Source organism: Sphingopyxis sp. SE2 (assembly GCF_032227185.1).
GTDB lineage: Bacteria > Pseudomonadota > Alphaproteobacteria > Sphingomonadales > Sphingomonadaceae > Sphingopyxis.
In genome coordinates this window covers 249,816-272,103 of record NZ_JAPMXW010000009.1, presented here as the reverse complement: position 1 = coordinate 272,103, position 22,288 = coordinate 249,816, and the positions used below count along the sequence as shown (strand labels likewise).

25 protein-coding genes and 2 pseudogenes are annotated in these 22,288 nt (G+C 63.2%); all 27 read right to left on the bottom strand.

Translation table 11 applies throughout. From position 1 onward, the window contains the following. Positions 1–17 precede the first annotated feature (17 nt). The 27 genes and pseudogenes from OVY29_RS23855 to OVY29_RS23725 all read right to left on the bottom strand — a co-directional run bounded on the left by OVY29_RS23855 (position 18) and on the right by OVY29_RS23725 (position 22,282). A complete protein-coding gene (locus OVY29_RS23855) occupies positions 18–1,133 on the bottom strand; it encodes an IS110 family transposase (protein WP_075151936.1) in 1,116 nt (371 codons plus the stop codon). A 77-nt stretch (positions 1,134–1,210) separates the two neighbouring features. After that, positions 1,211–2,231: pseudogene (locus OVY29_RS23850) on the bottom strand (Tn3 family transposase). Positions 2,232–2,258: 27 nt separating this feature from the next. Next, positions 2,259–3,923 (bottom strand): IS66 family transposase, encoded by a 1,665-nt coding sequence (tnpC, locus tag OVY29_RS23845; protein WP_145204637.1) that lies wholly within the window; start codon positions 3,921–3,923, stop codon positions 2,259–2,261. A 60-nt stretch (positions 3,924–3,983) separates the two neighbouring features. Beyond that, positions 3,984–4,325: an IS66 family insertion sequence element accessory protein TnpB gene (gene tnpB, locus OVY29_RS23840; RefSeq protein WP_145204634.1), complete on the bottom strand. Its 342-nt coding sequence runs from the start codon at positions 4,323–4,325 to the stop codon at positions 3,984–3,986. Beyond that, positions 4,322–4,678, bottom strand: a complete 357-nt coding sequence (tnpA, locus tag OVY29_RS23835) for an IS66-like element accessory protein TnpA (RefSeq protein ID WP_145204632.1) — start codon at positions 4,676–4,678, stop codon at positions 4,322–4,324. The genes tnpB (OVY29_RS23840) and tnpA (OVY29_RS23835) overlap by 4 nt, the downstream gene beginning before the upstream one ends. A 74-nt stretch (positions 4,679–4,752) precedes the next feature. Beyond that, complete coding sequence (locus OVY29_RS23830; RefSeq protein WP_313912410.1) at positions 4,753–5,100, bottom strand: Tn3 family transposase; 348 nt, start codon at positions 5,098–5,100, stop codon at positions 4,753–4,755. 153 nt (positions 5,101–5,253) lie between these two features. Further along, positions 5,254–6,885, bottom strand: coding sequence for an IS66 family transposase (gene tnpC / locus OVY29_RS23825; protein WP_313912473.1), 1,632 nt, complete (start codon positions 6,883–6,885; stop codon positions 5,254–5,256). Positions 6,886–6,944: 59 nt separating this feature from the next. Then, the gene (tnpB, locus tag OVY29_RS23820; protein ID WP_313912409.1) at positions 6,945–7,292 is read right to left on the bottom strand and encodes an IS66 family insertion sequence element accessory protein TnpB; all 348 of its coding nucleotides are present in this window, start codon (positions 7,290–7,292) and stop codon (positions 6,945–6,947) included. Further along, positions 7,289–7,636 (bottom strand): IS66-like element accessory protein TnpA, encoded by a 348-nt coding sequence (gene tnpA, locus OVY29_RS23815; protein WP_313912408.1) that lies wholly within the window; start codon positions 7,634–7,636, stop codon positions 7,289–7,291. Before tnpA (OVY29_RS23815) ends, tnpB (OVY29_RS23820) begins: the two co-directional genes overlap by 4 nt. A gap of 72 nt (positions 7,637–7,708) precedes the next feature. Further along, positions 7,709–7,963 carry a hypothetical protein gene (locus OVY29_RS23810; RefSeq protein WP_313912407.1) on the bottom strand — a complete coding sequence of 85 codons (255 nt, stop codon included), beginning with the start codon at positions 7,961–7,963 and terminating at the stop codon, positions 7,709–7,711. Positions 7,964–8,428: 465 nt separating this feature from the next. Then, positions 8,429–9,832, bottom strand: a complete 1,404-nt coding sequence (locus OVY29_RS23805; protein WP_010405628.1) for an NRAMP family divalent metal transporter — start codon at positions 9,830–9,832, stop codon at positions 8,429–8,431. A gap of 86 nt (positions 9,833–9,918) precedes the next feature. Continuing rightward, positions 9,919–10,614, bottom strand: coding sequence for a cytochrome c3 family protein (locus tag OVY29_RS23800; protein WP_313912406.1), 696 nt, complete (start codon positions 10,612–10,614; stop codon positions 9,919–9,921). After that, the gene (locus OVY29_RS23795) at positions 10,611–11,294 is read right to left on the bottom strand and encodes an iron reductase (protein ID WP_029622672.1); all 684 of its coding nucleotides are present in this window, start codon (positions 11,292–11,294) and stop codon (positions 10,611–10,613) included. The genes OVY29_RS23800 and OVY29_RS23795 overlap by 4 nt, the downstream gene beginning before the upstream one ends. Position 11,295: 1 nt before the next feature. Next, entirely contained in the window at positions 11,296–13,275 is a 1,980-nt protein-coding gene (locus OVY29_RS23790) for an FAD-binding oxidoreductase (RefSeq protein ID WP_313912405.1), read from the bottom strand. A 12-nt stretch (positions 13,276–13,287) separates the two neighbouring features. After that, on the bottom strand, positions 13,288–13,644 hold the full coding sequence (locus OVY29_RS23785; protein ID WP_313912404.1) for a hypothetical protein: 357 nt from the start codon (positions 13,642–13,644) through the stop codon (positions 13,288–13,290). Positions 13,645–13,809: 165 nt separating this feature from the next. Continuing rightward, the gene (locus OVY29_RS23780) at positions 13,810–14,181 is read right to left on the bottom strand and encodes a DUF1622 domain-containing protein (protein WP_033963148.1); all 372 of its coding nucleotides are present in this window, start codon (positions 14,179–14,181) and stop codon (positions 13,810–13,812) included. Continuing rightward, entirely contained in the window at positions 14,178–14,555 is a 378-nt protein-coding gene (locus OVY29_RS23775; protein ID WP_137902814.1) for a hypothetical protein, read from the bottom strand. The genes OVY29_RS23780 and OVY29_RS23775 overlap by 4 nt, the downstream gene beginning before the upstream one ends. A gap of 80 nt (positions 14,556–14,635) precedes the next feature. Next, complete coding sequence (locus OVY29_RS23770; RefSeq protein WP_010405637.1) at positions 14,636–15,100, bottom strand: heavy metal-responsive transcriptional regulator; 465 nt, start codon at positions 15,098–15,100, stop codon at positions 14,636–14,638. 102 nt (positions 15,101–15,202) lie between these two features. Beyond that, on the bottom strand, positions 15,203–15,541 hold the full coding sequence (locus tag OVY29_RS23765; RefSeq protein ID WP_010405638.1) for a hypothetical protein: 339 nt from the start codon (positions 15,539–15,541) through the stop codon (positions 15,203–15,205). An 86-nt stretch (positions 15,542–15,627) separates the two neighbouring features. Continuing rightward, complete coding sequence (locus tag OVY29_RS23760; protein WP_010405639.1) at positions 15,628–15,843, bottom strand: hypothetical protein; 216 nt, start codon at positions 15,841–15,843, stop codon at positions 15,628–15,630. Between the two features lie 2 nt (positions 15,844–15,845). Further along, the gene (locus tag OVY29_RS23755; RefSeq protein WP_010405640.1) at positions 15,846–16,325 is read right to left on the bottom strand and encodes a MerR family transcriptional regulator; all 480 of its coding nucleotides are present in this window, start codon (positions 16,323–16,325) and stop codon (positions 15,846–15,848) included. 174 nt (positions 16,326–16,499) lie between these two features. Next, on the bottom strand, positions 16,500–16,862 hold the full coding sequence (locus OVY29_RS23750; protein ID WP_313912403.1) for a hypothetical protein: 363 nt from the start codon (positions 16,860–16,862) through the stop codon (positions 16,500–16,502). A gap of 139 nt (positions 16,863–17,001) precedes the next feature. Continuing rightward, entirely contained in the window at positions 17,002–17,361 is a 360-nt protein-coding gene (locus OVY29_RS23745; protein ID WP_010405642.1) for a hypothetical protein, read from the bottom strand. A gap of 456 nt (positions 17,362–17,817) precedes the next feature. Continuing rightward, a pseudogene (locus OVY29_RS23740) lies at positions 17,818–18,600 on the bottom strand (IS110 family transposase); the annotation flags it as partial. An 87-nt stretch (positions 18,601–18,687) separates the two neighbouring features. Then, complete coding sequence (locus tag OVY29_RS23735; protein ID WP_066489027.1) at positions 18,688–19,692, bottom strand: tyrosine-type recombinase/integrase; 1,005 nt, start codon at positions 19,690–19,692, stop codon at positions 18,688–18,690. Beyond that, complete coding sequence (locus OVY29_RS23730) at positions 19,689–21,056, bottom strand: tyrosine-type recombinase/integrase (protein ID WP_313912368.1); 1,368 nt, start codon at positions 21,054–21,056, stop codon at positions 19,689–19,691. The genes OVY29_RS23735 and OVY29_RS23730 overlap by 4 nt, the downstream gene beginning before the upstream one ends. Continuing rightward, positions 21,053–22,282, bottom strand: coding sequence for a site-specific integrase (locus tag OVY29_RS23725; protein ID WP_066489022.1), 1,230 nt, complete (start codon positions 22,280–22,282; stop codon positions 21,053–21,055). Before OVY29_RS23725 ends, OVY29_RS23730 begins: the two co-directional genes overlap by 4 nt. Positions 22,283–22,288: the final 6 nt, after the last annotated feature.

The following is a 22,288-nucleotide window of genomic DNA, read 5'->3' as shown; positions in this document are numbered from 1 at the left end:
GCTCTACCCCTGGCGGGTCAGACCGCCACCACCGGTTGCACGCGACGGGCGATGTCCCAGGCGAAACCCACAAGTTCACGGGCGATCGCCGTGTTGACCTTGGGTTGCGGCTTGCCTGTCGCCGAGAGGCGGCGGAACCGCTGGCATAGCCGCACCTGAGCCTTCCAACCGATCGCCTGAATATCTTCGGGAAGATCCGCAACGCGATCCCGGTAACGTCGCTCTTCGCGGGCAGGAAGTCGATAGGTCCATCCCGCCTCGACCAGCATGGTGCGGGCATGAGCGTTTCCGGCGCGCGTGATCCGGCCACGCTGAACTCGCGCGCCACTCGAATATTCCGACGGGACCAGCCCGAGGTAAGCCATCAACTGCTTGGGGTTCTGAAACCTCGTCAAGTCGCCGACCTCCGCGACCAGGGTTGCCGCGACAATCAGGCGAACACCGCGAAGGGCTTGCAAACTGCGAACCAGCGGTGCGAACCGCCAGCCATCGACCGCTTCGACGAGCGCCGCCTCGAGGCGTGCAGTTCGTGCCTGCGCCTCCAGGACACGACGCTTGGCCTCCTCAAAAGCCAGTTGCTGATGCGCGAAATCGAAACGTTGCTCCGACAGCCAGCGCCAGTAGGTTTTGGTCCATGCCGACTTTCCGGAAAATCTGCGATCATGGCGAAGCAGGAAGCTGCGCACCGATTGCTTGGCAGCCGAAGTGTCTTCCTGCGCCGACCGCCGCGCACGGATGAGATCGCGGATTGCCTCATGAGCTTCATCCGGCACCCAGATCGGGGCCAGCTCTCCGGCGCGGAGCAGGCGCGCCAGCGTCATTGCATCGCGCCGATCGGTCTTGATCTGGTCACCAGGACGTCTCGGCATCATTGAGGGGGAAATGACAATGCAGGGTTGCCCCTGTCGGGTCAGAAGGCGCTGCAGGCCGTAGCCGCAAGGTCCCGCCTCGTAACAAAAATCAAGGGTGATGCCAGGTCCAGCCAGACGCTTGACCATACCGCGTACGGCATCGTCTTCATTCGGGATCGTGCCATGAAAGCGAACCTCGCCGCCGCGTTCGCCCTCCGCCACGGCCACCGCGATCGTCTCCTTGTGCACGTCCAGCCCGATGTACTTCAATCTCTTTGCCATCGATCATCTCCGTTGCTGACCCTCCGCAGGTGAAGCATCGCAGATCAAAGCCCTCATGGCTCAGGCAGTCATTGGGTCTAAGGGAACACGAAGTTCTTGGGATTGAAGCGGTTGGCGCGGATCGGGCGGTAGCGTTCGAGGGGGCGGTCGATCTCGTTCCACAGATAATCGCCGGTCAGCGCGATATGGCTCCAGGGCAGCGGCGCGACCTGGGCGAGAAGCGCATCGGGGATCGTGGTCCCCTGGTCGTGGACGAAGCGGACGGCGCGGCTGAGATAGATGGTGTTCCACAGGACGATCGCGTTGACGACGAGGTTGCGCAGTTCGCCGAGCTGATGAAGGAACACGGCGCGCGCCAGGGCATGGCGGCTTTCGCCCTTGTTGAGGATGGCGTTGGACCGCCGGCGCAGCTTGGGATCGAGGAGCCAGTCGCAGATGAAGATCGAGCGCTCGATCCGCCCGATCTCGCAGCGCGACCGACAGCCCGTTCTGGCGAGGCGTCGCGGCGATCTTCTTGAGGATTACTGAAGGGGGTACGAGCCCGGCGGCGACCGAGGCGCCGAGCCGCAGCACCTCGTCCCAGTGCGGCTCGATCCTGTTCATGTTGATCGTGCCGCCGATCAGCGCGTCGAGCGGATCGTAGGCGCTGTCGGGGGCGATCACGAACAGCCGGCGATCGCCCAGGTTGCGGATGCGCGGGATGAGCCGGTAGCCGAACGCGTGGAACATGGCGAAGGTCGTCTCGGTCGCGCCCGCGGTGTCGGTCGCATGCTCGTGTATTTCGATCGAGCTTTCATTGTGGACGAGCCCGTCGAGCACATAGGGCGCTTCGCTCTCGGAGGTCGAGATCAGCCGGGAGAAGAAGAAGGAGGCGAACCGGTTGGAGAGGAACCCGTAGAGCGAGGCACCGGGGCGCTTGCCGTACTTGGCGTTATAGTCGAGGCTGGCCTCGCCGCGACCACCGGCGGGGAAGAACTGCCCGTCGGACGATGACACGTGACCGTCGCCCCACACCGCCGCGAACGGGTGGGCCTGCTGCGCATCGACCAGCACGGCCGTCGCGATCGCGTAGGTCTCGGGGCGAAGATGGGTAAGCATACGCCGAGTACCGCGGCGCAGTTTGGATCAGGCGGCGAGCGCGACTTGGGCGGCCTTCCAATTCCACGGGAGCAGTTCGTCGAGGCGGCTGACGGGATGGTCGGCGATGCGGGCGAGGACGTAGGCGAGCCATGCCTGCGGATCGACGTTGTTGAGTCGACAGGTCAGGATCAGCGAATAGGCGACCGCCGCCCGCTGGCCACCGCGATCCGAGCCGCAAAACAGCCACGACTTGCGCCCGAGAGGCACGCAGCGCAGTGAACGCTCGGCGGCGTTGTTTGAGAGACAGACCTTGCCATCGCTGAGGAAGCGGGTGAACGCGTCCCAGCGGCGCAGCATATAGTTGATGGCCTTGGCGAGGTCGTGGTTGCGCGAGATCCGGGCCAGCTGCGCGTTCAGCCATTTGTGGAGCTCGGCCATCAACGGCGCGCTGAGTTCCTGACGGACGGCGAGGCGCTCGGCCGGGCTCTTGCCATTGATGTCGCGCTCGATCGCGAACAGGGCGTCGAGCTTCTGCACGGCCTCGAGCGCGATCGGATAGACGATCGGCGCCTTCTTGCCGCGGCTCTTCTTGCGTGCCGCGCCCTCGACGTCGGCGAGCTCGAAAAACTTCCTCCGCGCGTGCGCGAAGCATCCCGCCTCGAGGATCGGCCCGGGCTGCCGGTTGGGCGCATAGAGCTCATTGTAGCCGCTATAGGCGTCGGCTTGCAGAATCCCTGACCAGGCCGTGAGGTGGCGCCGTGGATGGTCGCCGCATCGGTCGCGGGAATAGTAGAAGACGACCGAGGGCGGATCATTGCCCCCGAAGGGTCGATCGTCATGCACATAGTTCCATAATCGACCGGTGACGGTCTTGCCCTTGGCCATGACCGGCACGGTGGTATCGTCGCCGTGCAGGCGCTCGGCGGCGAAGGTGTGGCCCTCCATCAGGTGGAAGACTGGCATGAGCGCCTGACAGGCCGCACCGATCTGGTCAGCCAGTGTTGACACGCTGAGCGGCACGCCTTCGCTGGCGAAGCGCTCGGCCTGGCGGTGGAGCGGCTGATGCTGGCCGTACTTGTCGAACAGCAGCATGGCGAGGAAGCTGGGGCCAGCCCATCCGCGCGGGGTGACGTGGAAGGGTGCGGGCGGCTGCGTGATCTTCTCGCAATCCCGGCAGGCGAACTTCTCACGCACCGTCTGGATGACCTTCCACGAACGCGGGATCACCTCGAGCGTCTCGGTTATATCTTCGCCGAGCTTCGACAGGCGCCCGCCCCCACAAGCCGGGCACGAGCACGGCGCGGGCACGACGACGCGCTCGCGCGGCAGGTGGTCGGGAAATGGCTTCCTGACCGGCTTCCTGCGCTGGAAAGCGGAAACGGTTGCCGTCATTGCCGCGGCGGCTTCGGCGGCGAGTTCGTCCTCGGCCGCGTCGGCTTCGAGGTCTTCGAGCCGGAGCTCAAACTGCGCGAGCAGCCGCTCCGTGCGTTCGGCACTGGGGCCGAACTGCTCACGCCTCAGCTTGGCGTTCTGCAGCTTGAGGTGTGCGATCAGCGCTTCGGTGGCGCTCGCGAGGGCGCGGGCGTTGGCCAGCTCGGCCTCGACGCTTGCGGCGCGTTGCTCAGCCTCGTCAGCCCTCAGAAGCGCCGTTGCGAGGAGCGCCTTGAGCGCATCGGCGTCGTCCGGAAAGGGCGAAACGGCGGCTTCCATGAACGAAGTGAATCATCCCCAGGCCCCGAGGGCAAGCCGAAAATGCGCGGTCTTGTGAAGTTATCCGGCACTCTGCGGACGCCAGCTATACTGCGGGTTGCGCCAGTCGATCCCGTCGAGCAGGCAGGCCAATTGCGAACTCGTCAGCGACACCACGCCGTCCTTCGCGGAGGGCCAGATGAACTTACCCTTCTCGAGCCGCCGTGTGTACAGCGACATGGCAATCCCATCATGCCAGATAATCTTTATCAGCGATCCGGAGCGGCCCCGGAAGACCCAGAGATCGCCGGCGAACGGGTCCCTGGTGAAGTGCTGCTGGACCATCGCCGCCAGGCTCTGCATCCCGCGCCGCATATCGGTATGGCCCATCGCGATCCACACCCGCGCACCCGACGGGATCATCGCACCGCCCTCAGCGCAGCCGCTGCCAACGCCGGCGGCGTCGATGCCGAAATGCGCATCCGCCGACCATCGGTCAGCTCCAGCACGATCGCCGCTTCCGGCTCGGTCGGTGCGGTGGGGACCACGGCCGGCTCCGGCGTATTGTCGATCACCGCCGGGACGAACGCCTCTTGCACCCGGCGCAGAGCCGCACGACGCCACTGATAGATCAGGCTACGAGAGACGTCGTACCGCCGCGCAACGTGCTGGACCTTGGCACCAGGCGAAAACGCCTCACGAAGAATCTCGAGCCGTTCCTCATCCGACCAATCCCGGCGGCGAGCAGCCCCCGTCAACACCGTCACCTGCGTCATGGCTGTCCTTAAGCGCGTCCTTATGTGCGACCTTAAGGACGTCCTGCGCACTCCTCTGCGCTTCGGCAAGCGGGTCAGGCCGGACGGTTACGAAGATGGCGATCGATCATCAGCATCATCTGGTGGATGGTGACGCCGCGCGAGCTCTCCGCCATGCGCTCGGCCCCGGCATTGGTCGCATCGGCGAGGATCGCGGCCATCAGCGCCGCCTCGTCGCCCGCGGTCTCTCCGGTGCGGTAATGGGTGAAGCTGTCGAGAAATCCCGTCCAGCGATGCACTTCGGCGAGCAGGCTGGTGATCCTGACGCGGGGCACGAGAGTATAAAGACGACGGCTGAGCGCGTTGATCCGGTCACGCTCCTCCTCGCCGATCGGGCTGATCGAGAGTCCCTTGTCGTCACAAGGTGGCGTCTGGGATCGCATCGACCGCGGCCGCCTGGGCGAGTGCCTTCAGCCGGGCATCGAGCGTCACGGTACGCTCCTTGCGCCATGCATCGAAGCTGTCCGGTACGGCGAGCCCCAGGCGACCCTCGGCTCGCATCAGGTTGAAGGTATTCCTTCGGTGAGGGCCGCGGTTTAGGCCGCTTCAGCGATTGGCGTCTGCCCTGCTTGCCAGTTCCATGGAAGCAGTTCGTGGAGCCGCTGCTGTGGGATATCGGCGATGCGGGCAAGGACATCGGCGAGCCATGCTTGGGGGTCGACGTCGTTGAGCCGAGCGGTGGTGATGAGCGTGTACATGAACGCGGCGCGCTCGCCGCCGCGGTCGGAGCCGGCAAATAGCCACGCCTTCCTGCCGAGGGCCACGCCGCGCAAGGCTCGTTCGGCGCAATTGTTCGTCAGGCAAATCCGACCGTCATCGAGGAAACGGGTGAAGCTGTTCCAGTCCTTGAGCATATAGTCGATGGCGCCGGCGACGGGGTTGTGGCGAGCAAGGCCCGCACGCTGGTCGCGCATCCAGCGCTCAAGCTCGGCGACCAGCGGCGCGGCGAGTTCCTGGCGCATGGCAAACCGTTCTGCGGCGTCCCGTCCATTGATGGCGCGCTCGATGTCGAAGATCGCGTCGATCCGCTTCACCGCTTCGAGAGCGATCGGCGAGATGACGGGTGTGGCGCGCCGCCGCCGCTTGAGTTGGTGAGCGGCATCGGCAAGCTCGAACAGCTTGCGCCTGCCGTGTGCCCAACAGAGCGCGCGGGTGAGCGGCTTCGGCGACCGGCCAGGCCGGAACAACTCATTATAGCCGGCATAGGCGTCGGCTTGGAGGATGCCGCCATAGCTCGTCAGGTGGTGGACGGGATGCTCGCCGCGCCGGTCTCGCGAATAATGGAACAGCGCCGCCGGCGGGGCTCGGCCGCCGAAGGGGCGGTCGTCGCGGACATAGGTCCACAGCCTTCCGATGTCGGTCTTCCCCTTGGCGAGAACGGGCACCGTGGTGTCGTCCCCGTGGAGCCGCTCGGCGGCGAGGACATGCGCCTCGATGAGGAGATAGAGCGGCCGGAGCGCGGCGGCACAGGCGCCGACCTGGTCAGCGAGCGTCGACAGGCTGAGAGGCACGCCCTCACGCTCATAGCGGTCGCGCTGGCGGTTGAGCGGTTGATGCTGCCCGAACTTCTCGAACAGGATCATCGCGAGCAGGCTGGGCCCCATCAATCCGCGCGGAGTGACATGGAACGGCGCCGGTGGCTGGGCGAGGCTCTCGCAGGCCCGGCAGGCGAACCGCTCGCGCACGGTCTGGATGACCTTCCATTGGCGCGGGATCACCTCGAGCGTCTCGGTAATATCCTCGCCGAGCTTCGACAGCTTCTCCGAACCGCAGCACGGGCAACTCGTCGGCGCGGGTACGACAATGCGTTCGCGGGGCAGATGGTCGGGAAAGGACCGGCGGGTCGGTCGGGTGCGTGTGAACGGCTCGACCGATATCTTCGCCGCGGCAGCCGCGGCGAGTACCTCATCCTCGCCGGCGCTCGCTTCGGCCTCCTCGAGCCCGAGCTCCATCTGGTCGATCAGGCGCTGACGATGTTCGGAGCGTTGGCCGTAAAGCGCGCGGCGCATCTTCTCGATCTGCAACTCGAGCAATGCGTTGCGGGCCTCCGCATCGGCGGCAACGGCCTTCGCGCGAGCCGCCTCGGCTTCGGCGCGTTCGGCGCGCGCGCGGGCCTCGTCAACCGCTTGGCGAAGCGCCAGAATATCGGAAGAGGAACGCCCCGCCATCGCCTTGGCAATATGGCACAAAACCGCGGAATCCTGAAGCCTTTACGGTGCCGCAACGCTCATCCCGCCGCACTGGGACGCCAGGTCATCTGCGGGTTGCGCCAATCGATGCCCTCGAGCATGCAGGCCATCGCCGACGCGGTGATCGCGATCACGCCGTCGGTCGCCGACGGCCACACAAAGCGCCCGCGATCCAGCCTCTTGGCGTAAAGCGACAGACCGATCCCGTCGTGCCACAAGATCTTGCAAAGATCGCCTTTGCGCCCCCGAAATATGTAGAGGTCGCCGCCATGGGGATCACGCTTGAGAACCTGCTGCACCTGCAGCGCCAGCCCATGCATGCCCCGCCGCATATCGGTCCGCCCGGTCGCAATCCAGATGCGGACCCCACTCGGGATCGGGATCATCGCTTCAGCGATCTGAGCGTCGCCGTCACCAGCGCCGCGGGCGCGTCGGCGGCGATCCGCACAATCGCGCCGCCCAACTCGATTACCATCGCCAGCGGGCGTTCCGGCGCCTCGTGTTGGTCAGGGCCGACAACCACCGGCGCGAACCCCGATGCCGGCGTCGGCGTCGGATCAAGAAGGTCACGACGCCAGCGGTAGATCTGGCTCGGCCGGACGTCGGCGCGTCGCGCAATCTCCGCAACGTTCGCGCCCGGCATCATCGTCGCTTCGACCAGCGCCAGCTTCTGCTCGTGACTCCACATGCGGCGCCGCTCAACGCCCGATATTACCGTGATCTGGGACATGGCACCGTCGCTAACACCGGTACAAGCACCGATACTTGCACCGTCACTATCTCGACGCACTCGCCTCCACGCTCAAGCGGCCCTCAGCGAAGGGATACCATAGGACGCGGGCGTGGCCTGCTGGATCTCCAGGGCGACATCGGGCGGATAGGCGTAAGTGTTGGCATCGTCCGTCAGCGCGATCGTCGTTGAAGAAAGATCGGAATCGCAGTTCTTCAATGCCTGCTGCAGATCGTTGGTGAAGGTGGCGATGCCACACTGCCTCGGAACGCACGTTCCTATCACGGCAATACGCTTGAGCGGGGGAATGATCACAGAGTGGTTCATGCTCAACCTCAAATATGAAAGTGTCTCTGGGAGTGGCTTACACTGGCTGGAGGCCGCGTCCGCTGCTCCCTCATGATCGCGCCGCGGCAGGACGCCGGTTTCTGAGGAGTGGGATTCGTGACCCGACCATGTTGTCGGGCTTCGACCACCGTCCAGAGTCAAGGCCGATATTCTGTCCCCACGGCCCGAGCAGCTTGGACGCAGGATTGCGCACCCAAGCCGGCTTTAAGGCGTCAGTGCTTGCGCGGTGGCTTGGGCGATTGGCTTGCATTTCCTTGATTTATGTCAGGCACACACACGTAGCGTTACGTAATGTTCACAAGACTTGCTGACCGATGTCGTCCTGAGCGAGGCCGCGCGTCGTTCGGATTCGCGATGCTGCATTGGCTGAGGCGGAAAGCTTCAATCTCAAGCCGAGCTTGACCTGTCAGTGCGAAAGCTGGATCGCTAGGCGCCAATCATCATTTACCGCGCGGCCGGCGCGATCCACGAAACCGTCGTCATGATGGCGACGCCAACCATGACCAGACAGGCCGCGCCACCGAGCAGTTGCAGCCGCCGGGGAATGGGGTGACCGTTCATCGCTTCGGAATCCGAGCCGAGCCATATCACCAGGGCAATAAGTGGGGCTGCAACAAAGCCGTTGATGACAGCACTCCACAGCAGCGCCTGCATGGGACTGATCGGCGAGAAATGAACGAGAATGCCCAGAATGCCGGCCGAAGCTATCACGCTGTAAAAAGCCTTGGCATTCCGAGGTGCCAGCCCAAGGCCCGCACGCCACCCAAAGGCTTCGGAGACCGCATACGCCGCCGAGCCGGCTAGAACCGGGACGGCAAGAAGGCCGGTCCCGATGATACCGCTGGCAAAAAGTGCAAAGGCAAAGTCGCCCGCCAGCGGCCTGAGTGCTTCGGCCGCCTGCGCGGCCGTATCGATCTGCGTAATACCAGCGATATGCAAGGTCGCGGCGGTGGTTATGATGATAAAAATGGCAATGAGGTTTGAAAAAAACATACCGAACCAGCTATCGAGGCTAATCCGGCGCTCTTCGCCGGCGCTGACTTCCGATGTCGAAAGGCTTTTCGCTTTAGCTCTGGCATCTTCTGCTTCCTGGGAGGCCTGCCAGAAAAACAAATAGGGGCTGATCGTGGTGCCGAAGATCGCGGCTACCAGCATCCAGGCGCTTGAGTCCGGCATGCTCGGTAGCAGGACTCCACGCAGCACATCGCTCCATGACAGGTGCACGGCAAATGCCGTAGCCGCATAGGCCAGCAATGCCAGCGTCATCCATCTCAGGAAACGCGCGTAGCGCTTGTAGTCGAGGAAGGTCTCTAACAGCGTTGAGAGCAAGGCGAATATGATGACCCAGAGGTGCGGCGCGCCGCCGCCGATGAGCGACATTGCCGAACCCATCGCTCCCAGATCAGCACCAAGGTTGATGACATTGGCGACCACGAGGAGCAGAACGACCGTTCGGAGCAGCGCGAGCGGGCAGCGCTTGCTGATCGCCGCCGTCAAACCTTCGCCCGTCGTTCTGCCGATCCGCCCGCACGTCTCCTGCACAGCTGCGGCGAGCGGCCAGGTAAGCAACATCGTCCAACCGAGCGTGTAACCGTAAGCCGCTCCCGCTTGCGCATAGGTTGCAATCCCGCTTGGATCGTCGTCGGCCGCCCCGGCAATGAATCCCGGGCCAAAAATCCGCCCGATACTCTGAAGCCGGTGAGCGTGCGGGATCGCCACTTGCCCCTCGCCCGCGGCCTGGCCAGGGGTCGGCGGCAAGTGCAGATCGGCTTCAAGAAGCGTGGTCCCTTGCCCGGCCTGCCCGGGCAAGGGGACACAGCGTTCCGCAGGATCATTGGGCGCGTTCACGGTGACACTCCTCGCCTGGGCGAAGATGTCGCCGGGTTTGATAATTGGAGGGCTCTTCGATGGCAGGTCGGGTTTGGCGAGGATTTTCAGTGCACTTTGACCATGCCGACACCCTTGATATTGTTGAACGAGTCGGTCTGGTGGCAACTGAAGCATTGATCAACCCGCGCCCGTTTTTCACCGCTGATCATCTTGTCCATCATTTCGAAGTGCATCATGTTGTGGCTCGGCGGCGGCTTGTGGCACTGCGAGCATTCGGTGGATTTGGGGCTGGGGTGCAGATACCCGCTGATTTTCCAGCTCGTTGTGGTGTGGCAGCTTGCACAATCACTGCCGAAGAACCCCAGGTGCTTGTCGCGGGGGGCGTGACAGGACTGGCAATCGAGAGGAGTGTCACGCCCTGTCGCCCGTTCGGCGATGCGCTCGAGAACCTGGTGATCCATCCGGACCGGACGGAGCGTGTTTCCCTGATGCTCGATATGGCAGCCACTGCATTCCTTGATGTTGACATGGAAAGCGGTCGAAGGCTTCTTCAGGATTTCCGGCGAAGCTGCGTGGCAGGCTATGCAGGTCTCGGCCTTGATGCCCCGATTGGGTGTATGGCAACTCTCGCATTTGCCCTCGAGAAAAGCATGGGCGTTCGACAGCGAACCGGGTCGAACCGACGCCGTCCATTGCGGCAGCGCGGCGCTGCCCGAGCGGTAAATGGTAAGGGGGATGATGATCGCGGTGGCCAGGACCAGTGTCGCGAGGATCAGGCAGACGATACCAGTCCGCTTCATGGCCACCACCGCAAGCCGAAGTAGACGCTGCTCCAGATGTGGATCGTCAGCAATCCGTACATGATGATCGCAGCGACAATATGCACGACGACCCACTTGTCGAGCGTGGCCTTGATGACGTCGCGTGCAGTAATCGTGAATTCGAGGTCGGATATTGCGCCAAGGAGCGAGTCCAGCGGCAACCCTGACGGATCAACGACGCTTTGATGGCGCAGATCGGCCGATACGGCGGCAAGCACATCATAGCGGTCGCGCAGAACCTTGAGTTCCTTTTGCTGAAACCGCAATTCCTGCCCGACCTGCGCCAGATAATATCGGCCAATGAAGCCCGTGACGACGACAGTCAGCATCGCGATCACGAGGGCGATGCCGATCGGGCTTTGAAACTTGTGCCCCGAATGGATGATTCCGAGCAGAGCGCCGATCGCGCCGGCATACACATGGAAGCTGAGCAGTCCTCCGAGGGAGACGAGGCGCTGCGTGCGCTCCTTGACCCACGCCTGCCGCTTTACGATGCTGTAGACGAGCAGAAGCACGAAAAGCAGGGCGGCGGCGATGCCGAACAGTCCGCCTGCCAGGCTCCCGGGGAAACGCGGTGCGGAATGCAGCAGGAAGGCCGGGACCAGCAGCGCAAGAGCGCTCAGCAGAGCGCCGACCGTTACTTTCTCGGTTTCGGTCATTTCATGCGTCCACCACGAGATCACCCACCGATTTTGCCTGGCAGGCGAGGATGATGCCGTCAGCCTTCTCGTCGGCGGCAAGCGCGTCTTCCACTTCCATCGTCACTTGGCCTTGCCGCAAGGGGACCTTGCACCTTCCGCAGATGCCGACCCGGCATTCATAGTCGATGGCCACGCCAATCGCCTCGGCCGCCTCGAGGACGGATTGGTCGGGCGCGAGCGCGCCGTTCTTGCCGGACTTCGAAAATGAGATCGTCGCCTGCGCAGAAGGAATGGCGGGCGGCGTCTGCGGGGTGGCCGATGCCTGGCTGTCGGTCGCGGTCGCTGCCGGTTCATCTTCAAGGACGGGGCCGCCCTTGGGGGGGGCAAATTCCTCGGTCTTGACCTGCTCCGCCGGCACCTTGAGCTGCGCAAGCGCCGCCTTCACCGCGTCCATCATCGGCGGCGGGCCGCACAGGTGAACGCGCCTGCTGGCGATTTCGGGAACGGAAGCGGCGATGAAATCGGCCGTCAAATAACCGGAAGGCCCGGCCCAGTCGGTCCCTTCGGGCTTTGCGACGATGGAGACGATGTGAAGCTTGTGGTGGCGCCGCGCCAGATAGTCGCATTCCTCGCGAAAGATCAGATCCGTCGGCGTGTTGACACCGTAGAGGAGGTAGATGTCGTGTTCATAGGAGCGGTCCGTCAGGCTGCGCAGCACACTCATCATCGGTGTGATGCCGACTCCGCCGGCGATCAGGACGATCCCCTCGGCTTCCTTGCCGGTGAAGAAGAACCGGCCCGCGGGCGCCGCAATCTCGAGAAGGTCGCCCGTGGCGGCATGATCATGGAGATGGCGCGATTCCAGCCCATATTGTTCGCGCTTGATCGTGAGCTCGATATAGTCGCGCTGTGTGGGCGATGACGAGATCGTGTAGGATCGGCGGACCTTCTGGCCTTCGATCTCCGAGGTGATCGAGGCATATTGGCCGGGCAGGAACGTGAACGGCATCGGCCCGCGGTTCGGTTCCATGAGCCGGAACGTCTTGACGCTCGGGGTCTCGTCGAAGATCGCGGTGATCCGCAGGACGCCTTTCCACAGTCGCGGCGCTGCCGGCGTGGCGCTTCCGGGCGTAGCTGCGCCTGCAGGAGCAGCGGGCGCCGGCACGATAGCGGCCGGGGCCGGAGAGGTGGCCGGCCTGGCCGGTGGTGTAGCCCCGCCTGGTGCGAGCCGCTCCACCAAGCTTGCGATGCGGCGCAGCCGCGCCCATCGGAGTAGCAGCGCCGCAACCAGAGCCGCCGCCAGCAGCGCCATCGCGATCAGGTGCCACCAGGAAAGGCCCGCCAGCTCGTTTCCGTATGCCATCTGGTCGCTGTCGGCAAAACCCGACTGGGTCTTGAACCAGCTCAGGGCAATCTGCCGGGGAGGGCGGCCCTCTTCGAGGCCCCTGAGCGCGCCTGCTCCGCTGTCCGCGAGTGCGAGGCCTTCGCGAGCGCCCCTGATCGCATCCTGGGCTCCTTTCGTGTCGTTCGACATGAGAGCGTGGTGAAGCCGGGCTTGCTCCGCGGTCAGGACCTCGGCGCCCGACCCCAGGCGGGCGAGAGCCGCGGCGCGTACCGTCCGTCGTGCCTCATCGGTCAGGACGGGCCAGTCCATCAGCGAGGGGTAGAAGGGTTTGGCGCCGCCGTTCCCACAGCATCCCGCCGGTCCCGCGCCCATTTTGGCACCCGGCGACGGCGCCATCATCCCTTTCATCATCGCCGCCATGGGATCGGCAGCTTTCGCCGCGGCCGGAGCTGCTGCCCCCATCACGTTGCCCGCTGGCATCGCCGCTGGCGCGGCGGCTCCGCCCGCTGGATGATGCGACGCGTGCTCGGACTCGGCCATCTGCGCCGACGCTGGCGGTGATCCGGAGATCATCGCCAGCGCGAGTGCGATACCGCTCGTCCTCAAAGCCCGCGATAGCTTGAGGCCGGTGATGTTGTTGTGAGGGCGCGTCACCTGAGGACTTCCTTACATGTCATCCTTCATGGGCATCGGCTTGTCCGCGGGCATCGGCGCCGGCTTCGCGGCGGCGGGTTTCGGATGGCGGTGCGGGGCGGCCTTGTGCTTGGCCATCGGCTTCTTCTTCATGCCGCAGCATCCGGCCTTCTTCGCCATCGGAGGCATGGCCGCGGGCATCTTGTCGTGCTGCATCGGCATGCCGGCCATGCCCGGCATCGCGTCGTGCTTCTCCATCATGCCGCCTGCCGGCATCGACCTGTCGGCGGGAGGCGCGGGCTGGGCCGAAGTCTGGCCGGCGGCTTGCCCTTGGGCGGAAGCGATGGCGGGCGACAGCAAGATGGAACCTGCCAGCGCAAGCGCGCGCAAGCGGAAAGAACCTGTCATGATCATAATCAATACTCCATTGCAATGACCTGGCCGATCATCCGGCTGGCCACGGTTCTGAGGGACCACAGATGGATTTTGGCCAATATACGTAATTTCCTATTCGCCCGGCGTCGTCGCCTGGCCGCCAGGAGCCGGCGACGACACTCAATCATCGCGTGGGGTTCCTGTCGCTCTCTGCCACGGCCAACGGCCCTTGATCTCGACCTCGAGCGAGAAACTCAGGAAGGTTCGTATCAGTACGATGCCGGCAAGGACCGCGAGGCTGCTGAGCGTGGGCTGGATCGCGATGGTGTTGATGATGTCGGCCGCGACCAGGAATTCGAGTCCGAGAAGAATGGCTTCGCCAAGGCTCGACCTGAAGCTGCCCACCACATGCTGGTCGATCGGACCTTTCACGGATTGCTGCAGGAATCTGATCAGCGAAGAACCCGCGCCCACGACGATGATCGCCGTCCCCGTGACTTCAATTGCCCGCGTGATCCAGTGGATGCCCTCCACGATGAGGCTCTCGGTCATCGCGGGCACCGGTGCATCACGTGGCGAACCCTGCGACCGCCCAATGCGACGAGGCGATCGGGTTCGCGTTCGATGATCACCATGCGTTTTTCGGGCGGCCCCGGGGCGGCGGTCTCCGGCCGCGCCAGGGAATAGAAGATGGTGTCACCGAGTTCGTACCACTTCCCGGTGGCGCGCGGTGTCCGGTCGGGCAAACGGAGTTCGTTGTAAGAGCCGTCTGCCCTGAACTCCCAGGCTGTGCCGGTCTCGCATCCGGACCGGGCATCGAACGACCAGATACCGACAAGATCCGTTTTCGTGCCACGACCCTGGGCGGGCTGGCTCTCCGCAACAGAAGGCTGGGCCAGGCCGCCAGCTGCAGCGACGATAGCCAAGGCCAAACCTGCTCGGCGGCGGAGCGACGGGGACCGGCCGGGCCAAAGCAACGGCGGACCCAAGCGCTGCAAAACGGGTCTCATGAGGGCGCCTTCACCGCGCCGGCTGCAGGAGGGTTTCCGTGCCCTGGTGCGTCTTCCCTGGGAATGCTCGCGAGATGCGCGAGGATCGGGCAATCCGCGATGGGAATGTCGATCGAGCATTGGGCGGACAGGGCGGACAGGGCGGTCTTGATGCGGGTCAGATCATCGATACGGGTGGTCGCTTCATTGATCTTGCTCTCGGTGATGGCCAGGACATCGGCAGTTGTCGCGGTGTCGGACGCGCGCAAATCGAGCAGGCTTCCGATTTCGCGAAGCGTGAAACCCAGCAGCTGCCCCTTGCGGATGAACCGCACGCGCTCGAGATCGGCGTCGCCATAGGTGCGGTAACCGGCAGAAGACCGGGCGGGCGGAGGAAGCAGACCGTTGCGCTCGTAATAGCGGATGGTATCGGGACGGATGCCGAGCGCACGCGACAGCTTTCCGATCGTGAAATATGTCATGGCGCGTCTCCGTTGCCGCGACCATTCGAAAGGTCGCGGCATTATTCCTTCGATTTGATCTTGCTCGGCCCAGGCAGCGCCGGGCGTTCCCGCCCGCTTTGCTTACATGTCCTTCATCGGGGCGGACTGACTGTTGTCGGGCGTGCTCGTAGGCGGGGCGCCATTGGGCATCATCGGCCCACCCCGGCGCATGTCGCTGTGGTCCATATCCTGACGGTGGCGCTCATCCATATCGGCCGCCGCGTTGTCGGTCCCGACAGAGTCCGTGGCGGCGGCGGTGTCGTTTTCAAGCGCGCCGGGCGCGCTTGCAGAGGCATTGGAGGCAGCCTGGTTTTGCGTGCCGTCCGTCTTCTTGCCGCACGCAGCAAGCGTTCCGAGAAGCGCAAGGGCTGTGAGCCCCGAGACGATCTTCCCGGACGTATTCGTGAGGTGAGTCTTCATGATGTGTCTCCGAATGAGAGTGAGCGGTCGAACGCAAATCCCGTCGGACGAGCTTGATAAGCGTGCTCGACCGACGGATCAGGGTGTCATTGCTGCTTGAGAATCTGCAGGCAGCGATCGTGCGAGAGATTCATCGGGTTGCGCCCCTGTCCCTTCATCTCGTTGTGATCATGGGGCGTCGCGAGACCCATATTGTCTTCCATGGCCTTGCAGCTCGCGATCTGCGCGCTAGTCGGCGGAATGGTCGCGCAAGCGCCGAGCAGCGCCAGTGGTAGCAATCCCAGCGAGATAGAGTATTTCATGTTCAGTCCTTCCCGGTGCAGGTGGTGTGGTCCTCTCCCACGGAAATTTGTTCTGGTTGATCTGCGGCCAATTGAGACAGCCGCCCGTCCCGAACCAGAAAGAGGATCGGGCAAGGGTCGCTTTCGGCTTCGTGCGAGGGCGCTTCACCCAGCTGCTCAAGGCCTGTTTCGATAAGCTTGAGCTGTTCCACCCTGGCCAGTGCTTCGCGCAGTTTGACCCGCGTGACGGCGAGGATCTCCGACCCGGCGAGGGCGTCTCCGGCCCGCACCAGCAGGAGCGCCTGCGTTTCGGTGAGGGTGTAACCGAGCCCCTGTGCAGCGCGAACGAACTTGATGCGTTCGACGTCTGCAGGATGATAGACGCGGTATCCTGCACTGGTCCGTTGCGGAGCGGGGAGCAGGCCGGTGCGCTCATAATAGCGTATGGTATCCTTTCGAACGCCGGCAGCCTCGGCCAGCTCACCGATTCTAAGCCGTGACATCGCAAGTCTCGGAGGCACCGTGCCGCTTGGACCTAGGTCCAGGGTCAAGAGAAATATTTGGACGTCGGTCGATCATCGCCGCTCTCCTGTCCGCTCAAACGCCGCGCGATTTTTCGTTGCTTGCGGTCGCCATCAGGCATCATGGGGAGCGGCAAGCCCCTCCCCGGCACTCCCTTATTTCTTGCGGAGCTCGACGATGTCGTGAACTGCGGGCGTGCCGTCGGCGACGCTCACATGCGCGAAATGGTCATCGAAAATATGGTCGACCCTGACGTGGCCGATGAGGTCTCGACGATAAGCGAGGCCAGTTCCTTTGAAGCCGGAGCCGGGCAGCGTCTTCATGCGATAGACGTCGAGCACCTGTCCGACTGTCGCGCCATCGGCTTTGCCGACACACACGATCGTTCCGGTCGTGTCTTTGCCGACAATGGCTCCGCGCATGAAGAATGTGTGGCCGATGCCGGTCGCCAGAGCGGGAACCGCGCCGGCGAGGGCGATACCAGCGAGGGCCAGCGATATTGATTTCCTGAAACGCATCTCGATTCCTTTCAATTCATGTCCCCGAGCGCCAAGTCCGGTGTTCGTCGTTTGATTGCGAGCGCTGGTGCCGGTCTGGTTTCGCAGCGAGGTGTCGCGTTGATGGTAGGGGACGGCGATCGCAGTCCCCGCTGCCAGCTTATTTCTTGCGGAGTTCGACGATGTCGTGGACCGCGGGAGTGCCATCGGCGACGCTCACATGCGCGAAATGGTCATCGAAGATATGATCGATCTTGACGTGCCCGACGGCCACGCGACGGAAGCCCGCGCCGGGGGTCTTCGAAGGACCAGGCGTGCTTTGCACACGGTAGACCTCGAGGACCTGTCCGACAGTCGCGCCATCGGCCTTGCCGACGCAGACGACCGTTCCGGTCGAGTCTTTGCCGACGATCGATCCGCGCATGAAAAAGCTGTGGCCGATGCCCTGGGCGAAGGTGGGCGCGGCGCCGAGCATGGCGAGGCCAGCAAGCGCGATGGTGATCTTCTTCTTGAGCAACATGGTGGAAGCCTCCTTGGCTGAGTTTACAAGACCCGCCGAGGAAACCTGGCGGTGAAGAACCTTTCTTCGCCACCAGAACTATGGACCCAGCTCCCGACTCAATATGCGTAATGTTACGAGGACGGATCAAAGGCTCCGGGGAGACATCTTTGCGTCTTACGCTTCTCTATTCGCTACTCATTTGCTTGGAACATCGCACAAAAACGTATGGCCCGCCCCGTTTGCAAGTAGGATTTTACGGTGTTCTGATCAGTCTGCGTCAACGTATGCGGTCTCACGGGAGCATCCCGTGGCCAAGATGGACATCCGCACGTCTGGAGCCACAATAAGGGAACCGGCAACAGGTGCCATTTTTTTGCCCGGGCTTTCCAGACGCCGATCGACTGTCAGGCCATCTTCACGATCCTTCCTGCAAACATCGTTGGGCTACGCGTGCAGAAGCACGCAGCCGATCCGTTATGCCGCTGCTGGATAGCCGCGTTCGAAGCTCACTTCTTTGCGGAGGGCTGCCCAAGCGATCCGCGCCAGTTTATTCGCCAATGCGACGACGATTGCGTTGCGATGAACTCCTCGCTCGATCATTCCTGTTAACCAACGTCCCAGCGGGGTTTCGCTGCGCGCCAGTGACGGTAATGCTGCCCGGGCGCCATGGATGAGCAAAGTGCGCAAATAGGTGTTGCCACGCTTGGAGATGCCGAGCAGCCGGGGCTTGCCGCCGGTAGTATGTTGCCTGGGTACCAGGCCGAGCCAGGCACCCAAGTCTCGCGCTTTGGCAAAGCTGCTGGCATCGCCCACGGCTGCAATCAAAGCGGTTGCGTTCAATGTACCGATGCCGGGGATGGACGTGAGCCGCCGGGCAGCTGCATCATTGCGAGCCAGTTCGACAAACTCGCCGTTCAGTGCCTCGACCTTGGTATCAAGTTCGTGCCATTCGGCACGCAGTTCACCCACCAGTTGCTTCAAGCGTGGTGATAGGGTCGTATCTTCGGCGGCCAGCATGGCATCAATGCCCAGCTCCAGCTTGCGCCGTCCGGCCGGGAAAATGGTCCCCCGCTCCAGCAGGATCGCCCGCAGTTGGTTGATGAGGTTTGTGCGCTCGGCTACCAGGCGGGACCTGACGCGGTGGAGGGTCTGGATGTCCAACTGCTCCTGAGTCTTGAGTTCGACGAAGCGCATCGTCGGGCGCGAGGCGGCCTCGGCAATCCCCTCCGCATCACGATCATCATTCTTCTGCGCTTTAACTAATCACGAGGTCCCCATAATGCGGAGGAACGCGGCCTGATTGGCGGATTTTCGCCTTTCTGGGCCATGCTCCTCCTCATTATTTCAGAGCTTGTCGAGCCAGGCGAGCACGCTTGCATCGCGTTTCCAGGATGGTTTGCCGCCAGGTGTGGTCGGAGCGGCGACCTGTTCCAGGGCTTTCCGCTTCGTTTCCAGATTGGCCCTGGCATAGTGGTTGGTTGTATCGAGGCTCACATGGCCGAGCCAGCTGCGTATGATTGTAACGTCGACGCCCGCCGAGATGAGATGCACGGCGGTGGCGTGGCGGAAGGCATGTGGCGTCACATGCTTGGCACATAGCGTTGGCATGGTTTCGGCCGCAGACCTCACGTAGGCAGCAAGCTTGAACCGAACCCCCGAGGCACTGAGGGGTTCGCCATAGCGGTTGACGAACAGCCGCTGGTCAGGCGCCCGTGGCTGCCGCTCGAGCAGTTTGCGCAACAGCAGGACCGTTTCCGGCCATAGCGGGCAGATGCGTTCCTTCCGCCCCTTGCCGGTCAGACGCACGCAGCTCGGGCTTTCGAACCGGATCGCCTCGGGGCATAGATCTAGCGCTTCCTGTATCCGTGCGCCGCTGTTGTAGAGGAACGAGAACAGCGCATGGTCGCGCGCACCCTCAACGGTCGAACGGTCTGGCTGAGCGAGGATCGCCGTCACTTCCGCCGGATCCAGATAGCTCGGCGCCGACACGGGAGCACGCTTGATCGGGATATGGAGGATTTCGACGCATTGGGCGATCGACGCGGGATCCTTGGTGGCCACGAAGTGGAAGAAGCTGCGGATCGCGGCAAGCCGGCAGTTGCGCGTGCCGATTGTGCCGCCGCGTTCATGTTCGGCGTGGCTGAGGAACGCAATGACGGCGCTGGCGGTCAGATCGGCCAGCGTGATAACCACCACCTTCTTTCCTGCACGCTGTGCGACGAACCGCAGCAACAGCCGCCAGGTGTCACGGTATGAGCGAACCGTATGGATGGACGCGTTGCGCTGCTCGACCAGCCATTCGTAGAAGAACGCGCGCAACAGTTTCGGGAACGGGTCGGCTTTGCTCATGGCTGCGCCTCCCGCCCCAGGCTGAGGCATTGTGCGCCCATCGTGCGGAACCGCTCGTTGGCGAGGTGCAGCAACTCCTGCGTGACCGTAATGTAGACCAGCGTGGAGTTGATATCCCGATGGCCGAGGTAAGTCGCAAGGAACGGCAAGCGCTCCTGCGGATTGATGCCCGTTCGGTACCATTCGAGGATTCTGTTCACGACCATCGAGTGGCGCAGGTCATGCACGCGCGGGCCTGCTTTTCCTCGCAATGGTTTCAACCCGGCGCGGCGTATGACGTCGGAGAGCAACCAGGTGATCATTTCCGGGGTGTAATGGCCGTCGCCTCGCTCGTGCCAGAACAGACCCGACCGTGCGTCCTGTGATCCACCGGCACGCCGGCGCGCATCGATGTAGGCCCGAAGCTCGACTACAACGCTGCCCGGTAGTGGCAAAATGCGGGTCTTGAAGAACTTGGTCTGCCGGATGGTAATGCTACCCGCGTGCAGGTCAACATCACCAAGATCTAGACGGGCAAGCTCACCGCGCCGCAAGCCCGCGCAATAGGCGAGGAGCAGCATGGTGTACATGCTCTGTGGGCGAAGTGGTGCCTGCGGCGACGGGTAGTTACGTGCGATCTCGAGCATCCGCCGAACGTCGGCAGGCGAGTAGATATGAGGCGTTCGCCATTGCTTGGAGGCCTCCTTCCTCGGTCTCGGGTCAGGTCGGCGCATGGGTATCGACGGGTCGCGGTGACGCAGGATTTTCGCAAAGACGCGCGCGAGCTTTTCGCATTCCTCAGCGTGATGAAGCGTGCCATTCGTTGCTGCCCATCGATCCATCATGGAGCTCAGCGGCTCGGCTTCCGGTCCCGGATGCAACTGGAGGAACCGGTCGAACCGCAAAAGCAACTGGGGCTGCGATGTGTATTTGTATCCTCTGCGCCGCATCATCGCGACATGCTCGGCCATTATTTCGCCCAGCACGCTTCCGAACGGTCTGGGCTGGCGGAGTTCGGCAAGTGCCTCTTGCGGATTCCGCGACGCCAATGCCCGCCAGATCGGCATGCACTGCTTGATATTGCACTCATCGCGCAGAGCGGCGACGGGATTGCGTTGGATCGCGCCGATTTTCGCCAGGCGTTCGAGGAACCGGTCAACGATGCGGGTGCGGTGCAAGAGCGTGGACGGCGCTCGACGAACGGCCGATTCTCGTAGCCAGGCCAGCAGCACTTCCTGATCCAGTGCCTCGTAACGTTCAGCGACATCCTGCAAGCCATGCAAGACCTGGGCATAACCGGCTCGGCTTTTCGTGCTGCGCAGATCAAGGCTCGCGACATAGCGGCCAATGATCGCTCGGTCGGGATCGGGCCAGCGTGCGGTCATGCCACCAACTCCATTCCCGGCACGTCTAGCGCGATGGCCCTGAGGTCTTCGGTAGCAAGTTTGAGATAGGGAGCCGTCGATCCTGTCGAACGATGTCCCAGCACGTCGCCGATGACCTTTTGAGGCACCGCGGCGCGCAGCATTTCGACCGCGCGCGCATGACGGAAGATGTGGGGGCCGCACTTACCAGGCGGTTGAACGCCAGCGTCACGGAGCCGCCGCCGAACCATGCTGTATAGCTTATCGAGCTTTCGGTAGGGCGCGCGTGTACGAACGAAGATCTCCCTGGCATCGGTCGAGGGGCGCCCGGATCGCAGATAGGCGAGCACCGCTTCGCCGACCGGCTCAAGAAGGGGCAGGAATGTGCTGGCTCGCGTCTTGTGGTGACGCACATGGATGGCTTCCGTTCGCCAGTCGATGTCCTCGATCCGGAGATGGCGGATTTCACCTGACCGCAGACCATAGGCTGCGAGGAGTTGCAGGATCGCATAATCCCGCAACCCCGCCGGTGACTTGTCCTTCTCGGCACTCTCCAGAACGGCGATGATCTGCCCACGGCTCAGGACCGAAGGTACGCCTTCATATGCATAAAGCGTCGGCGCCAGCACATGCCCTGACAGATCCGTCGTAACGCGACCTGTGATATGGAGGTAGCGCAGCAACGAGCGAAGCCGCTCTGCCACAGACTTCAGCGAACAGCGCGTCAGTTTCGGCGCGCGCAAATCCATATAACGGTCAACGTCAGTGACGCTCAGATCCGCCAAGCCGTCGTTTCCGCAATCGATCTGCCAAGCCAGGAAGTTCCGGGCTTCCCACATCAGCGCTGCGACGCTCGCGCAAGCCATCCCGCGTTCCTCACGCAGCCAGATTTCGTATTCGTCACAGATTGAAAATCGGACCTCATCGGCCTCACAGGCTGGCTTGATGGCTGGCGGCCATTGGCCGTGAACAAGCCGCATCAGTGCGTGAATTCCGGAGCGTGGGACCTCGTGCCAGCGCGCACTGGGACGTCGACCACGCTGCTTTTCGAACTGGACGATTGCGTGCCGCAGATATCGTTCCACATGCACGTCGATCACGCCCGTGACGGGGATACCCCGCTGCTCCAGATAATCGAGAAATCCAGAAGCGTAGGCGCAGTAATTCCTCGCCACCACCGGGCTGTATCGCTGACCGATAAGCGACGACTTAAGTGTGGCGATTAGTTCGTGATGTTTATCCGACATTGGCGG